The organism is Streptomyces sp. NPDC047869, assembly GCF_040704065.1.
In the GTDB taxonomy this organism is placed as follows: Bacteria; Actinomycetota; Actinomycetes; order Streptomycetales; family Streptomycetaceae; genus Streptomyces.
The window spans coordinates 403,375-420,223 of the sequence record NZ_JBEYRK010000001.1 but is presented as its reverse complement, the minus strand read 5'-3'; the positions used below and the strand labels follow the sequence as shown (position 1 = coordinate 420,223).

Here is a 16,849-nt window from a genome sequence, read left to right as displayed (position 1 = left end):
AACCGCGTCCACAGGGACTCTGGTGAAGTAACGTCTGCGCAGCTCAGCGCCCTGTGGAATCGTGGACGACGGATCTCCACAGACTGTGGACGAGACGGTGATCCACAGGCTGTGCACGGAGTTGTCCACGGGCGGCCCACAGGCTGGAGCAGGTTGTCCCCAGCGATCTCCGGCTTCTCCACACGGCTGTCCACTGTTCGGCAACGCGACGCACCAGATCACCGCGGCGAGTGAAAGCCGTCACACAAGGCTGCCGGATCGGGGTGTGGGAAACGTGGATGATCCTGGGGACGCAGCTGGGGAGAACCGGGCTCGGGCTGTGGGCGGTGTGTGCAGAACTTTCCGTTCTCCACAGAGACCCTGAGTTGTCCACTGGTCCCACCCACAGGGTCAGTGGACAAAATTCCGGCCTTGACCTGCGAAAACGCGGTTATCCACGGTATCCACAGCCCCTACTACTACTCCCAACTAGAGAGAGCTGGGAATCCGTTTCGAAGCGGGGCCTGTGCACAACTCGCCGTCTCGAGCCCGGCTGCCCCTCGGAGCGACTTGACCCCGACAGGCACCTACTGTCAGTGCGGTGCGTCAGACTGGTCCCCGGTGTCCTTCCCGTCGCAGTGGGCGGTGACACCGAGTCGGAGGACTCAGTAGCAACAGCAGGAGGCGGCTTACGGTGAAGATCCGGGTGGAACGCGACGTACTCGCGGAGGCAGTGGCCTGGGCGGCACGCAGCCTCCCGGCCCGTCCGCCGGCGCCTGTCCTCGCCGGCCTGCTGCTGAAGGCCGAGGACGGCCAGCTGAGCCTGTCGAGCTTCGACTACGAGGTCTCCGCGAAGGTCAGCGTCGAGGCCGAGGTCGACGAGGACGGCACCGTCCTCGTCTCCGGCCGTCTGCTCGCCGACATCTCCCGCGCCCTCCCCAACCGGCCGGTGGAGATTTCCACAGACGGTGTACGGGCGACCGTGGTCTGCGGTTCCTCGCGGTTCACACTCCACACCCTGCCTGTGGAGGAGTACCCGGCGCTGCCGCAGATGCCGAACGCGACCGGCACCGTGCCCGGCGAGGTCTTCGCGGCGGCCGTGTCCCAGGTGGCCATCGCCGCCGGCCGTGACGATACGCTGCCCGTCCTCACCGGTGTGCGCATCGAGATCGAGGGCGACACCGTCACCCTGGCCTCCACCGACCGCTACCGCTTCGCGGTCCGCGAGTTCCTGTGGAAGCCGGAGAACCCGGACGTCTCCGCGGTCGCGCTGGTGCCCGCCAAGACGCTCCAGGACACCGCCAAGGCGCTGACCAGTGGTGACAGCGTCATCCTCGCGCTGTCGGGCTCGGGCGCCGGCGAGGGCCTGATCGGTTTCGAGGGCGCCGGCCGGCGTACGACGACCCGTCTCCTCGAGGGCGACCTGCCGAAGTACCGCACGCTGTTCCCGACCGAGTTCAACTCCGTCGCGGTGATCGAGACCGCCCCCTTCGTGGAGGCCGTCAAGCGTGTGGCCCTGGTCGCCGAGCGGAACACCCCGGTGCGGCTGAGCTTCGAGCAGGGCGTGCTGATCCTGGAGGCCGGTTCCAGCGACGACGCACAGGCTGTGGAAAGGGTGGACGCCCAGCTGGACGGCGACGACATCTCGATCGCCTTCAACCCCACGTTCCTGCTGGACGGCCTGAGCGCGATCGACTCCCCGGTGGCGCAGCTGTCGTTCACGACGTCCACCAAGCCGGCGCTGCTCAGTGGCAAGCCCGCGCTGGACGCGGAGGCGGACGAGGCCTACAAGTACCTGATCATGCCGGTGCGGCTCAGCGGCTGAGGCCGTCCACAGCTGTGCACAGTCGCCGGGCACCGTCGCGGTGCCCGGCGCCGTGTCCGGGCGACGAGCCCCGCAGCCGGATGGGATTCCGCAGGTCAGGCCGTGCGTATGAGCGCGTATGCCCACAACTGTGCGCGCGCGTCCGGGTTTAGGCTCGGCTCGGCACCCCGGTGCCTGTCACGGCACACACCGACCTAAGGAACACAACTGATGGAGCTCGGTCTCGTCGGCCTCGGCAAGATGGGCGGCAACATGCGCGAGCGGATCCGCCGCGCGGGCCACACCGTCATCGGACACGACCGCAACGCGGACCTCGCGGACGTCCACAGCCTGGAGGAGCTTGTGGGCAAGCTCTCCGCTCCCCGCGTGGTCTGGGTGATGGTCCCGGCCGGCGAGCCCACCCAGACCACCGTCGACCAGCTGGCCGAGCTCCTGGAGCCCGGTGACGTGGTCGTGGACGGCGGCAACTCCCGCTGGACGGACGACGAGAAGCACGCCGAGGAGCTGGCCGCCAAGGGCATAGGCTTCGTGGACTGCGGTGTCTCCGGCGGCGTCTGGGGCCTGGAGAACGGGTACGCGCTGATGTACGGCGGCGACGCCGAGAACGTCGCCAAGGTGCAGCCGGTCTTCGACGCGCTCAAGCCGGAGGGTGACTTCGGCTCGGTGCACGCCGGCAAGGTCGGCGCGGGCCACTTCGCGAAGATGGTCCACAACGGCATCGAGTACGCGATGATGCAGGCCTATGCCGAGGGCTGGGAGCTGCTGGAGAAGGTCGACTCCGTCACGGACGTGCGCGAGGTCTTCCGTTCCTGGCAGGAGGGCACGGTCATCCGTTCCTGGCTGCTCGACCTCGCGGTGAACGCGCTGGACGAGGACGAGCACCTCGACGGCCTGCGCGGTTACGCACAGGACTCCGGTGAGGGACGCTGGACCGTGGAGGCCGCCATCGACAACGCGGTGCCGCTTCCCGCGATCACCGCCTCGCTGTTCGCGCGGTTCGCCTCCCGGCAGGAGGACTCGCCGCAGATGAAGATGATCGCCGCGCTGCGCAACCAGTTCGGCGGCCACGCCGTAGAGAAGAAGTAATCCACAGGATCCCTCCGGGATCCACAACCCTGGGGGAGGTCGGCGGACGACCATGCACGTCACGCATCTTTCGCTGGCCGACTTCCGCTCGTACACCCGGGTCGAGGTTCCGCTCGACCCGGGTGTCACCGCCTTCGTCGGCCCCAACGGGCAGGGCAAGACCAATCTCGTCGAGGCCGTCGGCTACCTCGCCACCCTCGGCAGTCACCGGGTCGCCTCGGACGCCCCCCTGGTCCGCATGGGCGCCGAGCGCGCGGTCGTCCGGGCGCAGGTCCGGCAGGGCGAGCGGCAGCAGCTGATCGAGCTGGAGCTGAACCCGGGCAAGGCGAACCGGGCCCGTATCAACCGTTCCTCGCAGGTCAGGCCGCGGGACGTGCTGGGGATCGTCCGGACGGTGCTGTTCGCGCCGGAGGATCTCGCGCTGGTCAAGGGCGATCCCGGGGAGCGGCGCAGGTTCCTGGACGAGCTGATCACCGCGCGTTCCCCGCGCATGGCGGGGGTGCGCTCCGACTACGAGCGGGTGCTCAAGCAGCGCAACACGCTGCTGAAGTCCGCCGCTCTCGCGCGCCGGCACGGCGGGCGTTCCATGGATCTGTCCACCCTGGACGTGTGGGACCAGCATCTGGCGCGTGCGGGTGCGGAGTTGCTCGCCCGGCGGCTGGATCTGATAGCCGCGCTGCAGCCGCTCGCGGACAAGGCGTACGAGCAGCTGGCTCCCGGTGGCGGGCCGGTGGCGCTGGAGTACAAGCCGTCGGCGCCGGGTGAGGCCCACACGCGCGAGGATCTCCACGGTCAGCTGATGGCGGCCCTGGGTGAGGCGCGCAAGCAGGAGATCGAGCGGGGTGTGACCCTCGTGGGCCCCCATCGGGACGATCTGGTTCTCAAACTCGGTCAGCTGCCCGCCAAGGGGTACGCGTCGCACGGGGAGTCGTGGTCGTACGCCCTCGCGCTGCGGCTGGCCTCGTACGACCTGCTGCGCGCGGAGGGCAACGAGCCGGTGCTGGTCCTGGACGACGTCTTCGCCGAGCTGGACGCCCGTCGCCGGGAACGGCTGGCGGAGCTGGTCGCGCCCGGTGAGCAGGTGCTGGTCACCGCCGCCGTGGACGACGACGTACCTCATGTGCTGGCCGGAGCGCGGTACGCGGTGGCCGGCGGGACGGTGGAGCGCGTATGAGCACCGAGGAACCCATCCCGAAGAAGGACGAGCCGTCCGGTGTCGATCTCGCGCGGGTGGCGTTGCGCGCGGCGAAGGAGCAGGCACGCGCGCGCGGTGACGCGGCGCGGCAGAAGAAGCAGGCGCGGCGCGGCGGCGGTCTGCGCTCGGGTGCGCGGGCCGACGGCCGGGACCCGATGGCCCTCGGGGCGGCGATCAACCGGCTGCTCACCGAGCGGGGCTGGGAGACGCCGGCCGCGGTGGGCGGGGTCATGGGCCGCTGGCCGCAGATCGTGGGCGAGGACCTGGCGAAGCACTGTGTGCCGCAGCGGTACGACGAGGACGAGCGGGTGCTGTCGGTGAGCTGCGACTCGACGGCCTGGGCGACCCAGTTGCGGCTGCTCGCCCCGACGCTGGTGGCCCGGCTCAACGAGGACCTTGGGCACGGCACGGTCCGGCTGATCAAGGTGAACGGTCCGGGTGGTCCGGCCCGGCGTTACGGCCCGCTGCGGGCTCCGGGGAGCACGGGGCCCGGCGACACCTACGGGTGACGTACCTCACGTCCGGTGGTCGTCGCGCGGTGCCGTCGCGGGCCGTGCCGGGGCGCTGTGCACAGGTGTGGATCACGTGCTGACCCGCCAGTAGCCAAGGGCTGACGGCTCGAAGCGCTGAGTGCCGCTGTGAGCCCCTTGGAGCCCCCTTCCGTATATCGGTACCCGCCCGAGACCGGTTCAGGGCGGCACATGGGGGCTCAGGTACCGGCAAACCCCCATCACCGTCGGCGCTACCGGTAGACTGAGAAACAATCCCGCCCCAGTCGTGGGGACGTCCGGGAAAAGCTGAGCAACGCTGATCAAGGCTTACCGACGCAACATGCCGCAGCCGCTCCGGTAACCCTCTCCAAGAGGGCACCCCCAGGAGCCTGGCTCGTGCTGTGCCAGAAAGGGCGCTTCGTGGCCGATTCCGGCAACCCCAACGAGAACATCCCGTCCATCGACGCCGGCGTGACCGGCGGGGCCGCGGCATCCGGCACGGCCTCCGCCTCGTACGACGCCAGCGCCATCACCGTGCTCGAAGGGCTGGACGCGGTCCGCAAGCGACCCGGCATGTACATCGGCTCGACCGGTGAGCGCGGTCTGCACCACCTGGTGTACGAGGTCGTCGACAACTCGGTCGACGAGGCGCTGGCCGGTTACGCGGACACCATCGACGTGACGATCCTCGCCGACGGCGGCGTGCGGGTCATCGACAACGGGCGTGGCATTCCGGTGGGCATCGTGCCCTCCGAGGGCAAGCCGGCTCTCGAGGTCGTGCTGACCGTGCTGCACGCGGGCGGCAAGTTCGGCGGCGGCGGCTACGCGGTCTCCGGCGGTCTGCACGGTGTCGGTGTCTCCGTCGTGAACGCCCTGTCGTCCAAGGTCTCCGTCGAGGTCAGGACCGACGGCCACCGCTGGACGCAGGACTACAAGATGGGCGTTCCGACCGCCCCGCTGGCCAAGCACGAGGCCATCGAGCGGACCGGTACGTCGGTCACGTTCTGGGCCGATCCGGAGATCTTCGAGACCACCGAGTACTCCTTCGAGACGCTGTCGCGGCGCTTCCAGGAGATGGCGTTCCTCAACAAGGGGCTGACGCTCAAGCTCACGGACGAGCGCGAGTCGGCGAAGGCCACCAGCGGTGCGGACGAGGCGGGCGCGGACGAGAAGGCCGAGGTCAAGTCGGTCACGTACCACTACGAGGGCGGCATCGTCGACTTCGTGAAGTACCTCAACTCCCGCAAGGGCGACGTGGTGCACCCGACCGTCATCGACCTGGAGGCGGAGGACAAGGACAAGAGCCTGTCCCTCGAGGTCGCGATGCAGTGGAACAGCGGCTACAGCGAGGGTGTGTACTCCTTCGCGAACATCATCCACACGCATGAGGGCGGTACGCACGAGGAGGGCTTCCGGGCGGCCCTCACGAGCCTGATCAACAAGTACGCGCGTGACAAGAAGCTGCTGCGCGAGAAGGACGACAACCTCACCGGTGACGACATCCGTGAGGGTCTGACCGCGATCATCTCGGTCAAGCTGAGCGAGCCGCAGTTCGAGGGCCAGACGAAGACCAAGCTGGGCAACACGGAGGCGAAGACCTTCGTGCAGCGGGCGGTCTACGAGCACCTCAACGACTGGCTGGACCGCAACCCGGTCGAGGCCGCCGACATCATCCGCAAGGGCATCCAGGCGGCCACCGCGCGCGTCGCGGCCCGCAAGGCCCGTGACCTGACCCGGCGCAAGGGTCTGCTGGAGTCGGCGTCCCTGCCGGGCAAGCTCTCCGACTGCCAGTCGAACGACCCCACCCAGTGCGAGATCTTCATCGTCGAGGGTGACTCCGCCGGCGGCTCGGCCAAGTCGGGCCGGAACCCCCAGTACCAGGCGATCCTCCCGATCCGCGGCAAGATCCTCAACGTCGAGAAGGCCAGGATCGACAAGATCCTGCAGAACCAGGAGATCCAGGCGCTGATCTCCGCGTTCGGCACGGGCGTGCACGAGGACTTCGACATCGAGAAGCTCCGCTATCACAAGATCATCCTGATGGCGGACGCCGACGTCGACGGCCAGCACATCAGCACCCTGCTGCTGACCTTCCTGTTCCGCTTCATGCGGCCGCTGGTCGAGGCCGGGCACGTGTACCTCTCCCGCCCGCCGCTGTACAAGATCAAGTGGGGCCGGGACGACACGGAGTACGCCTACTCGGACCGCGAGCGCGACGCGCTGATCGAGCTGGGGCGGCAGCGCGGCAAGCGTGTCCGCGAGGACTCGATCCAGCGCTTCAAGGGTCTCGGCGAGATGAACGCCGAGGAGCTGCGGGTGACCACCATGGACCAGGAGCACCGGGTCCTCGGCCAGGTCACGCTCGACGACGCCGCCCAGGCCGACGACCTGTTCTCGGTCCTGATGGGCGAGGACGTCGAGGCCCGACGCGCGTTCATCCAGCGCAACGCCAAGGACGTCCGCTTCCTCGACATCTGAGTCGGTCTCAGCTGACCGCACCAGGAAGGATCTTCACCAGCAATGGCCGACGAGAACACTCCTGTCACCCCTGAAGAGGGCGGCGAACTCGTGATGCGTGTCGAGCCCGTCGGGCTCGAGACGGAGATGCAGCGCTCGTACCTGGACTACGCGATGTCCGTCATCGTGTCCCGCGCGCTGCCCGACGTCCGTGACGGTCTCAAGCCCGTCCACCGCCGTGTGCTGTACGCGATGTACGACGGCGGCTACCGCCCCGAACGCGGCTTCTACAAGTGCGCCCGTGTCGTCGGCGACGTCATGGGCAACTACCACCCGCACGGCGACTCCTCGATCTACGACGCCCTGGTGCGCCTCGCCCAGCCGTGGTCGATGCGGATGCCGCTGGTGGACTCCAACGGCAACTTCGGCTCCCCGGGCAACGACCCGGCGGCGGCGATGCGCTACACCGAGTGCAAGATGGCGCCGCTGTCGATGGAGATGGTCCGTGACATCGACGAGGAGACCGTCGACTTCACGGACAACTACGACGGCCGCTCCCAGGAGCCGACCGTCCTGCCGGCCCGCTTCCCGAACCTGCTGATCAACGGCTCGGCCGGTATCGCGGTCGGTATGGCGACCAACATCCCGCCGCACAACCTGCGCGAGGTCGCGGCCGGCGCCCAGTGGTACCTGGAGAACCCCGAGGCCTCGCACGAGGAGCTGCTGGACGCGCTCATGGAGCGCATCAAGGGCCCGGACTTTCCGACCGGGGCGCTCGTCGTGGGCCGCAAGGGCATCGAGGAGGCGTACCGCACGGGTCGCGGCTCCATCACGATGCGCGCGGTGGTCGAGGTCGAGGAGATCCAGAACCGCCAGTGCCTGGTGGTGACCGAGCTGCCGTACCAGGTGAACCCGGACAACCTGGCGCAGAAGATCGCCGACCTGGTGAAGGACGGGAAGATCGGCGGCATCGCCGACGTCCGCGACGAGACCTCGTCCCGTACGGGCCAGCGCCTGGTCATCGTGCTGAAGCGGGACGCGGTCGCCAAGGTCGTCCTGAACAACCTGTACAAGCACACGGACCTGCAGACGAACTTCGGCGCCAACATGCTGGCGCTCGTCGACGGCGTGCCGCGCACGCTGTCCCTGGACGCGTTCATCCGCCACTGGGTGACGCACCAGATCGAGGTCGTCGTCCGCCGGACCCGGTTCCGGCTGCGCAAGGCCGAGGAGCGGGCGCACATCCTGCGCGGTCTGCTGAAGGCCCTGGACGCCATCGACGAGGTCATCGCGCTGATCCGGCGCAGTGACACCGTCGAGATCGCGCGCGGCGGCCTGATGGGCCTCCTGGAGATCGACGAGATCCAGGCCAACGCGATCCTCGAGATGCAGCTGCGGCGGCTGGCCGCCCTGGAGCGCCAGAAGATCGTCCAGGAGCACGACGAGCTCCAGGCGAAGATCAACCAGTACAACGAGATCCTCGCCTCGCCGGTCCGTCAGCGCGGGATCGTCAGCGAGGAGCTGGCCGCGATCGTCGAGAAGTACGGCGACGACCGGCAGACGAAGCTGATCCCGTACGAGGGCGACATGTCCATCGAGGACCTGATCGCCGAGGAGGACATCGTCGTCACCGTCACGCGCGGTGGCTACGTCAAGCGGACCAAGACGGACGACTACCGGGCGCAGAAGCGCGGCGGCAAGGGCGTGCGCGGTACGAAGCTGAAGGAAGACGACATCGTCGACCACTTCTTCGTCTCCACCACGCACCACTGGCTGCTGTTCTTCACGAACAAGGGCCGGGTGTACCGGGCGAAGGCGTACGAGCTGCCGGAGGCCGGCCGGGAGGCGCGCGGGCAGCACGTGGCGAACCTGCTCGCCTTCCAGCCGGACGAGGCGATCGCCGAGATCCTCGCGATCCGCGACTACGAGGCGGCGCCGTACCTGGTCCTGGCCACGAAGTCCGGTCTGGTCAAGAAGACGCCTCTGAAGGATTACGATTCGCCCCGCGCCGGCGGTGTGATCGCGATCAATCTGCGTGAGCGGGAGGACGGAACCGACGACGAACTGATCGGTGCCGAACTCGTCTCGGCCGACGACGATCTCCTGCTGGTCAGCAAGAAGGCGCAGTCGATCAGGTTCACCGCCTCGGACGACACGTTGCGACCGATGGGCCGTGCCACCTCGGGCGTCAAGGGCATGAGTTTCCGTGGGGCGGACGAGCTTCTCTCGATGAATGTCGTTCGACCCGGTACGTTCGTGTTCACCGCTACGGACGGCGGGTACGCGAAGCGGACCGCCGTCGACGAGTACCGCGTCCAGGGTCGCGGTGGCCTCGGTATCAAGGCCGCCAAGATCGTGGAGGACCGCGGCTCGCTCGTCGGCGCGCTGATTGTCGAGGAGAGCGACGAGATCCTCGCCATCACCCTGTCCGGCGGTGTGATTCGTACGCGAGTCAGCGAGGTCAGGGAGACGGGCCGTGACACCATGGGCGTCCAACTGATCAACCTGGGCAAGCGCGATGCCGTGGTCGGTATCGCACGTAACGCCGAGGCGGGGCGCGAGGCGGAGGAGGTCGACGGCGAGGACGTCGTCGACGAGACCGCCGAGGCTGCCGCGACCACCGGCACGGACGAGGGTGAGGCGCCCTCGGCCGAGTAGCACGAGGAGTGAGTCATCGTGAGCGGAGCCACGGGCGCCGGATCGGCCGGTACCCCCACGGGTACGGAAACGGGCGGCGGCCGTGGCTCCGCCGCGCACGGGGCGGGTGCGGCGGACCCGCACACGACCCAGCTGAGGGCGGTCAGGCCCTCGGCGAAGGAATCGCCCTCCACCGATACGCCGGCATCCCAGGGGGGAACCGTGACGGACACCCGAGGCCCGCAGACCCAGCCCGCCGAGGGACAGTCGGCATCCCCGCTCCCCGGTGAGCGGCGCTCCGAGCAGCACTCCGGGCCCTACCACCCGCCGCAGGCGTACCCGGCGCAGACGCCCACCGGCGCCGTGCGCCGGCCGCGCACCGGCGCGCGGACCGCGCCGCGCACCCGCAAGGCGCGGCTGCGGGTGGCCAAGGCGGACCCGTGGTCGGTGATGAAGGTCAGCTTCCTGCTCTCCATCGCGCTGGGCATCTGCACGGTCGTCGCCTCGGCGGTGCTGTGGATGGTCATGGACGCGATGGGCGTGTTCTCGACGGTCGGCGGCACGATCTCGGAGGCGACCGGCTCCAACGAGGCGAACGGCTTCGACCTGCAGTCCTTCCTCTCCCTGCCGCACGTGCTGACCTTCGCGTCGATCATCGCGGTCATCGACGTCGTCCTCGCCACCGCCCTCGCCACCCTGGGCGCCTTCATCTACAACCTGTCCGCGGGCTTCGTGGGCGGCATCGAACTGACGCTGGCCGAGGACGAGTGATCCGCCCGCCGGGTTCGCCCGGCAGCCCCCCGACAACCGATTTTGGGACTGCCGCCCTCGTGCGCTAATCTTCAGGAGTCAGCGCGCGGGACACACACCGCAGAGCGCGGCGGGGCTATAGCTCAGTTGGTTAGAGCGCATCCCTGATAAGGATGAGGCCACAGGTTCAAATCCTGTTAGCCCCACATGCGAGAAGACCCCCAGTCGGTACCGGCTGGGGGTCTTCGGCATCCACCGCGTGAGCGGACCCGGCAAGGGCGGCCAGGGTGACCAGTCGTGGGTCGTCATGGCGGACCCCGAGGGCAACGAGTTCTGTCTCCTGGGCCGACGGCCTCGGTGAGAACCCCGGAGAGCCGGGTTCGCCGGTTCCGGGCACGCGGAAGACCCGACCGCTGGCGACGGGGGATGCACCAGCGATCGGGCCATGGCCAAGGGTAACAAGGTTGAGGTGGTTGTGGGAGGCAACCGGCTTGTTGCAAGGGGGAGTTGGCCGATCTTGATCGGTCAGTGGCACGGGGGGTCGTAGGACAGGCGGGGCAGGTACTCGTGCCACTTCTGCGGGGTCAGCACGCCCCGGGTGACCGCGCAGATGTGCCGGATGGCCGCGTCGGCGTCCAGGCGCCACAGGCGGACCGTATCCGCGCCGCTGGACACGCCGAGCACATGGCTGTTGGGGCTGAACGCCAGGAAGTTGCCGGTCTTGGCGTACGGGCTCATCGACTGGCCGATGGCGCTGGCCGACGAGGGCCGGGTGACGTTCCACAGCCGTACGGTGTTGTCGTTGCCGCCGCTCGCCAGGATGTGACCGGACTCGCCGAACGTCAGCGACGTGACCGCCTCGGTGTGTCCGGCGAGCGGCCGGCCCGGCCCGGTCGCCGCGCGGGGGTCGGTGACGTCCCAGAGCCGCACGGTGTCGTCGTCGCTGCCGCTGGCCAGGGTATGGCCGTCGGGGCTGTAGGCGAGTGTGTTGACGGGGCCCGAGTGCCTGGTGAGCGGCTTGCCGAGCGGCACGGTACGGGCCGGTTCGGTGACGTCCCACAGCCGGACGGTGCTGTCCGCGCTGCCGCTGGCGAGGGTGCGCCCGTCGGGGCTGAAGGCGAGCGTGTTGACGAAGCCCCGGTGCCCGGTGAGCGGCTTGCCGAGCGGCACCGCGCGGGCGGGGTCGGTGACGTTCCACAGCCGGATGGTGCGGTCGTCGTAGGCGGTGGCCAGGGTGTGCCCGTCGGGGCTGTACGCCAGCGCGTCCGGGCCCATGAACCGGGTCCGCAGGACCAGCGGCGGCCCGGCGGAGAAGGGGCGGGCCGGGTCGGTGACGTTCCACAGGCGCACCGTGCGGCTCCCGGTCAGCACCGCGAGGGTGCGGCCGTCGGGCGAGAACACCAGGGACCGCTGGTCGCCGTTCGTGCGCATGAAGGGCTTGCCCAGGGCCACGGGCCGGCCGGGAACGGTCACGTTCCACAGCCGGATCGCGCCGTCACGCGCGGCCGTGGCGAGCACCTTGCCGTCCGGGCGGAACGCCCCGCCGCGGCCGGTCATGTCCGACGTCGGCACCGACCACAGGCGGACCTTGCCGTCGCCGTTGCCGGTGGCGAGGGTCCGGCCGTCCGGGCTGAACCCCAGGGCGTACATCTCGCCGCTGCCGCCCGCCAGCGGCTCGCCGACCTGTGACGCCGATGCCGGATCGCCGACGTTCCACAGGCTCGCCGTGCTGTCCGCGCTGGCCGCGGCGAGCCGGTTGCCGTCGGGGCTGAAGGACACGGACCAGATGGGGCCCGTGTGACCGGTGAGGGGTGAGCCGACCGGTGCCGCGCGCGCGGGGTCGGCCGTGTTCCACAGCCGGATGGTGTCGTCCGCGCTGCCGCTGGCCAGGGTGCGTCCGTCGGGGCTGAACGCCACCGAGTGCACCAGGTCCGTGTGGCCGGTGAGCACCTTGGGCAGCGGACGCGGGTGGCGCGGGTCGGCCGTGTTCCACAGCCTGATCGTGCCGTCGTCACCGCCGGCCGCGAGGGTGCGACCGTCGGGGCTGAACGTCACACAGCGCACCGCGGCCGTGTGACCGCCGAGCGCGCCGAGCGGCCGGGTCCTGCGCGGTTCGGAGACGTTCCACAGGCGTACGGTGCGGTCCTCGCCCGCGGAGGCCAGGGTGCGCCCGTCGGGACTGAAGGCGACCAGGTAGATCGTGCCCTCGTGGCCGGCGAGGGGCTTGCCGAGGGGGACCGGGCGGGCGGGGTCGGTGACGTCCCACAGCCGGATCGTGCCGTCGTCCCCGGCGCTGGCGAGGGTGTGGCCGTCGGGGCTGAAGACGGCGCTGCTCACCCAGCTGGTGTGACCGGTGAGGGGCTTGCCCAGCGGCTCGGGACGGCCCCGGTCGGCCACGTTCCACAGGCGGACCGTCCGGTCGTAGCCGGCCGTGGCGAGGAGTTTGCCGTCAGGGCTGAACGAGGTGAGGTAGACGGCGCCGTGGTGGCCGAGCAGAGGGGTGGCCAGGGGGGCGTTGACGATCGAGATGAGCCTGCTGTACGTCCCCTCGTCGCCTGGCCGCAGGTCGTGGGCCACCAGGTCGAGCTGGGCGGCCAGCGACGGGTCGGTGTGCTGGACCCGGTCCGCCTCCGCGATCACCTGCTCGAAGACCGCGTCGTCCCGCTGCTGCCAGGCGACCACCGCCGAACCGGCCGCGAGCAGGGCGAGCACGACCAGTGCCGCCACCGCGGCCCGGCTGATCAGCACGGTGCGCCTGCGCAGCCGGACCGAGGCGGCGAGGAACTGCACCGCGCCGCGGGTCAGATAGGTGTCCCCGGCCGACTTCGCCCAGCCCCGGGCCTGTTCGAGGCGGGAGCCCCGGTAGAGCAGCGCGCTGTCCCGGCCGGAGGCCTCCCAGGCGCGGCCGTCCTCCTCCAGCCGCTGGCGCAGCAGATGGTCGCCCCGGTCCTCGTCGATCCAGTGGCGCAGCCGTGGCCAGGCGTGCAGCAGCGCCTCGTGGGTGATCTCCACGGTCTCCGCGTCGAGCGTGACCAGCCGGGCGCGCACCAGCGCCTCGAGCGACTCCTCCGTCTTGCCGGGGTCCACCGACTCCTGCGCCAGCTGGCGCCGGGTGCCGCGCCTGCGGGTGGCCTGGGTGTCCTCGCCCAGCCGGACCAGGCGCAGCAGGAGCAGCCGGGCCGCGGTACGGGCGGCCGGGTCGAGGCTGGTCCAGGCGCGTTCGGCGGTCGCCGCCACCGCGCCCTGGATGCCGCCCGCCGCGCGGTAGCCGGCCAGGGTCAGCCGGCCCGCCTTGCGGCGCTGCCAGGTGGCGAGCAGGGCGTGCGAGAGGAGGGGGAGCACTCCGGCGTCGTGCGCCCCGCGCGGGCCGTCCGCGCTCACCTCCCGCACGATCAGTTCGGCCAGCCCCGGTTCCAGCTCCAGGCCGACGGCCTTGGCGGGGCCGGTCACCGCCTCGCGCAGTTCCGCCGTGGTGAGCGGCCCGAGCACCATGTGTCGGTGCTGCAGTGCGTCGGCCAGCTCCGGGTGGCCGAGGCACTGCTCGTAGAAGTCGGCGCGGATGCCGAGGACCACGAGGACGGGGGCGGGCCCGGGCGGGTCCCGGGGCGGGGCGCAGGCGGCGTGCAGCAGCCGGACGAAGGCGCGGCGGGCGGCCTCGTCGGGGCAGAGGGTGAAGGTCTCCTCGAACTGGTCGACGATGATCACCGCTCGCGGCTGTGCGGCGGGGGCGGCCGGCGGGGTGGGGCCGGCCCCGCGCGGGGAAGGCAAGCCGGTGGCGTCGTCCGGGGGGAGCAGCGGGGCGCCGGACTGGTGGGGAATCGGGAGGGTGTCCTCGGAGCCGGAGCCGGAGCCGGAGCCGGAGCCGGAGCCGGAGCCGGAGCCGGAGCCGGAGCCGGAGCCGGATTCGGCCGAGGAGGCCGGGCGCGCGCCCTTCTCGTCGAAGGGCGTGACCCGGGAGTCGCTGCCGTCCGCTTGCCTGCCGGCCGCGTCGGGGCGGGGCGTACGTGTGTCCGGTGTGCCGGATCCGGCCGGGCGCGGGTCCGGAGCCGTGTCGCCGGGCGGTTCCTCGTCGGGGGCGGACGTCTCCCGGAGCGCCCATGCGGTGACCGCCTCGCGTACCGCGCGGGCGAAGCGCGGGGTACCGGAGCCCGGGGCGGCCGGGGGGTGGGCCGCCTCCACCTCGGCCATGCGCGCGTCGGCGGCGAGGGCGGCCAGCTCCGGGACCCGGCGGGTCAGCTCGCCCAGCGGATCGGCGCCCGGCACCAGTTGGAGCACGGCCGTCGGCCGGCCGTCGCCGTCCCCGAGCGCGCCGTCCCGCACCGCGGGCACCAGGCCGGCGTTCAGCAGGGACGACTTCCCGGCACCGGAGGCACCGACGATCATGATCAGTCCGCCGGTCCGCTCCGCGACGCGCAGCTGGGCCACGAGGGACTCGGTGCTTCGCTCCCGGCCGAAGAACCACCGGGCGTCCTCTTGGCGGTAGGGAGCCAGGCCCCGGTACGGGCACACGCCGCCGGCTACGGGCGGCGCCTGGGCCGGAGGCCGCCGGTTCTCCTGCGCGGGGACGGCGGGGCGATCGCCGGCCGGGTCGGCCAGCGCACGCTCCCACAGGCGCTGCCACCGGGGCAGGTCGTACAGGCCGCTGGAGACCGGGACCGGCCGTGCGCGGCGCGCCTCCGGGATCAGGATCTGCAGGACGGCCGCGAGGGCGGCGAACTGGGCCGGTACGTTCTTGGCCCGCCGCCAGTCACTGATCCGCTGGGCGGACACCCGCACCGGCCGTCCCCGCTCGTCCACCCGCTGCAGCCGTACGACCGCCTCGGAGACGCTCTTCAGGGGTGGATTGCCGGCCTCCTTGTACAGCAGTGCGAGGCGCTCGGCGAAGGCCGTGCGTGTCCCTGAGTCGGAACTCAAGGTCCCACCCCTTAACTCCCCCCGCATCAGGACGTCCGGACCGGAAAACTCACCCTATACGGCTGACCTGCGACTACACCCTGGTCCGGAGACCGGGACCTCCTCGGGCGGGGCCGTAAATGGCAGGATCACGACGTGGTAGCGGCATCGTCACACTCGGTCCGGACAGGCCACCGGCCAAGTACCCGGGCGGACGGCCCGAGGTGCCGATCGATCTCGGCCAATGTGCCCGCCGGGCGTGGTGGACATCGACGGCACGAGGGACATCGCGGTCCCGGACGCACAGCCCCCGCGCCGATACGCCGACACGGTGCGGGCGACGCCACCCGGCCCGTCCGGTACCGGTCCCCACGAGGGGAGGGACCGGTGCCGGACGGGCCGGGTACCAAGCGGCGGTTCACCGGGCGGCCGAAGCGGGCAGTGACGTCCTGGTAGTCGGTCACCGACCGCCGGCCGGCCCGGGAGGGTGCCGGGGTTCCGTACGCCTGGAGGACGTATGAAGGTCTCCGTGGACCGGGCCGTTTGCTACGGCTCCGCCGAGTGCGCGCACCGTGCGCCGTCCGTGTTCGCGTTCGAGGACGGGTACGGCGTGGTACGGCCCGGCCAGGAGGGCGCGGGAGACGACGCGCGGGTGCGTGAGGCGGCCGAGAAGTGTCCCTCCCAGGCCGTCGTGCTCACCGAATGACGCGGGTGAGCGCCGATCACCGGTCGGCGGGGAAGGTCCAGCCGAGGTCGGCCAGCGCACGTGCCCTGGCCTCCACCACCGCCATGCGGGCGTCCCGCTCGGCCGGGTCGGTGTGCGCGGCCTGACCGGTCACCTGTCCCTCCCACTTCCGGTACAGCAGCCCGGCCTCCCCGGTGAACCAGCCGCGGCTGACCGCGTTCAGCGCCAGCAGCAGGCCGGTGTCCTCGGAGGCGGGCAGGGCCATCCAGCCGCCCAGGGCCGTCAGAAGGTCCCGGCGGACGCAGAGCGACGCCGGATGGACCTGGGCCCGGAACCCGTGTTCCTTCCAGAAGCGCAGTACGGCACCGCGCTCGACGGGGCCTTCGTCCGGATCGCCGGGGAAGCCGGCCGTGGAGCCGTCGGGAAGCAGGTCCAGGGTTCGGGAGGTGGTCCAGCCGATCGTGCGGTCGGCCTCCAGGACGGCCAGGTCACGGGCGAGCGCACCGGGCGTGAGCCGGTCGTCGGCGTCCAGGACCTTGACATACGTGCCGTCCGCGCGCGCCAGCGCGATCGTGCGGGCGACGCCCGGCCCGCCCGGCCGCCCCTGCCGGAAACTCACCCGCTCGTCGTCCGGGACGTACGGGCTCACCTCGTCGGTCCGGCCGTCCTCCTGGATCAGCCACTGCCACTCCCAGCCGTCCGGGAGCCACTGCTCGCGCAGGGACTTGTGGGCGTCCGGCAGGAAGCGGGCGGACGGGGCGTGGACAGCGGTGACAACGGTGACGCGCCGGGGCACGGCGGCATCCACCACCTTTCCGGGCACGTGGTGAGGAGCGGTTCCGTACGGTCGC

Annotated in this window: 10 protein-coding genes, 1 tRNA gene and 1 pseudogene; 10 read left to right on the top strand and 2 right to left on the bottom strand. The window is 70.9% G+C overall.

What is annotated here, in order from left to right:
* Window positions 1–673: 673 nt before the first annotated feature.
* From dnaN to AB0924_RS01890, 9 genes and pseudogenes are all read left to right on the top strand, one after another.
* Entirely contained in the window at window positions 674–1,804 is a 1,131-nt protein-coding gene (gene dnaN, locus AB0924_RS01930) for a DNA polymerase III subunit beta (protein ID WP_358929641.1), read from the top strand.
* Between the two features lie 210 nt (window positions 1,805–2,014).
* Window positions 2,015–2,890: a phosphogluconate dehydrogenase (NAD(+)-dependent, decarboxylating) gene (gene gnd, locus AB0924_RS01925; protein WP_358929639.1), complete on the top strand. Its 876-nt coding sequence runs from the start codon at window positions 2,015–2,017 to the stop codon at window positions 2,888–2,890.
* Between the two features lie 52 nt (window positions 2,891–2,942).
* Entirely contained in the window at window positions 2,943–4,064 is a 1,122-nt protein-coding gene (recF, locus tag AB0924_RS01920; protein ID WP_366910433.1) for a DNA replication/repair protein RecF, read from the top strand.
* On the top strand, window positions 4,061–4,594 hold the full coding sequence (locus tag AB0924_RS01915; protein WP_358929635.1) for a DciA family protein: 534 nt from the start codon (window positions 4,061–4,063) through the stop codon (window positions 4,592–4,594). Before recF ends, AB0924_RS01915 begins: the two co-directional genes overlap by 4 nt.
* Before the next feature lie 378 nt (window positions 4,595–4,972).
* A complete protein-coding gene (gene gyrB, locus AB0924_RS01910; protein WP_358929633.1) occupies window positions 4,973–7,054 on the top strand; it encodes a DNA topoisomerase (ATP-hydrolyzing) subunit B in 2,082 nt (693 codons plus the stop codon).
* 42 nt (window positions 7,055–7,096) lie between these two features.
* Window positions 7,097–9,691: a DNA gyrase subunit A gene (gene gyrA, locus AB0924_RS01905; protein ID WP_358929631.1), complete on the top strand. Its 2,595-nt coding sequence runs from the start codon at window positions 7,097–7,099 to the stop codon at window positions 9,689–9,691.
* Window positions 9,692–9,709: 18 nt separating this feature from the next.
* Complete coding sequence (locus AB0924_RS01900; protein ID WP_366910431.1) at window positions 9,710–10,441, top strand: DUF3566 domain-containing protein; 732 nt, start codon at window positions 9,710–9,712, stop codon at window positions 10,439–10,441.
* 111 nt (window positions 10,442–10,552) lie between these two features.
* Window positions 10,553–10,626: transfer RNA gene (locus AB0924_RS01895), tRNA-Ile, on the top strand.
* 74 nt (window positions 10,627–10,700) lie between these two features.
* A pseudogene (locus AB0924_RS01890) lies at window positions 10,701–10,781 on the top strand (VOC family protein); the annotation flags it as partial.
* A 164-nt stretch (window positions 10,782–10,945) separates the two neighbouring features.
* Here AB0924_RS01890 and AB0924_RS01885 read toward each other — a convergent pair.
* The gene (locus AB0924_RS01885) at window positions 10,946–15,361 is read right to left on the bottom strand and encodes a hypothetical protein (protein WP_366910430.1); all 4,416 of its coding nucleotides are present in this window, start codon (window positions 15,359–15,361) and stop codon (window positions 10,946–10,948) included.
* A 469-nt stretch (window positions 15,362–15,830) separates the two neighbouring features.
* Between AB0924_RS01885 and AB0924_RS01880 the strand changes: the two genes are divergently transcribed.
* Window positions 15,831–16,019 carry a ferredoxin gene (locus tag AB0924_RS01880; RefSeq protein WP_358929624.1) on the top strand — a complete coding sequence of 63 codons (189 nt, stop codon included), beginning with the start codon at window positions 15,831–15,833 and terminating at the stop codon, window positions 16,017–16,019.
* 16 nt (window positions 16,020–16,035) lie between these two features.
* Here the strand turns inward: AB0924_RS01880 and AB0924_RS01875 are convergent, their stop codons facing one another.
* Window positions 16,036–16,794 (bottom strand): glycosyltransferase, encoded by a 759-nt coding sequence (locus AB0924_RS01875; RefSeq protein WP_358929844.1) that lies wholly within the window; start codon window positions 16,792–16,794, stop codon window positions 16,036–16,038.
* Between the last annotated feature and the right edge of the window lie 55 nt (window positions 16,795–16,849).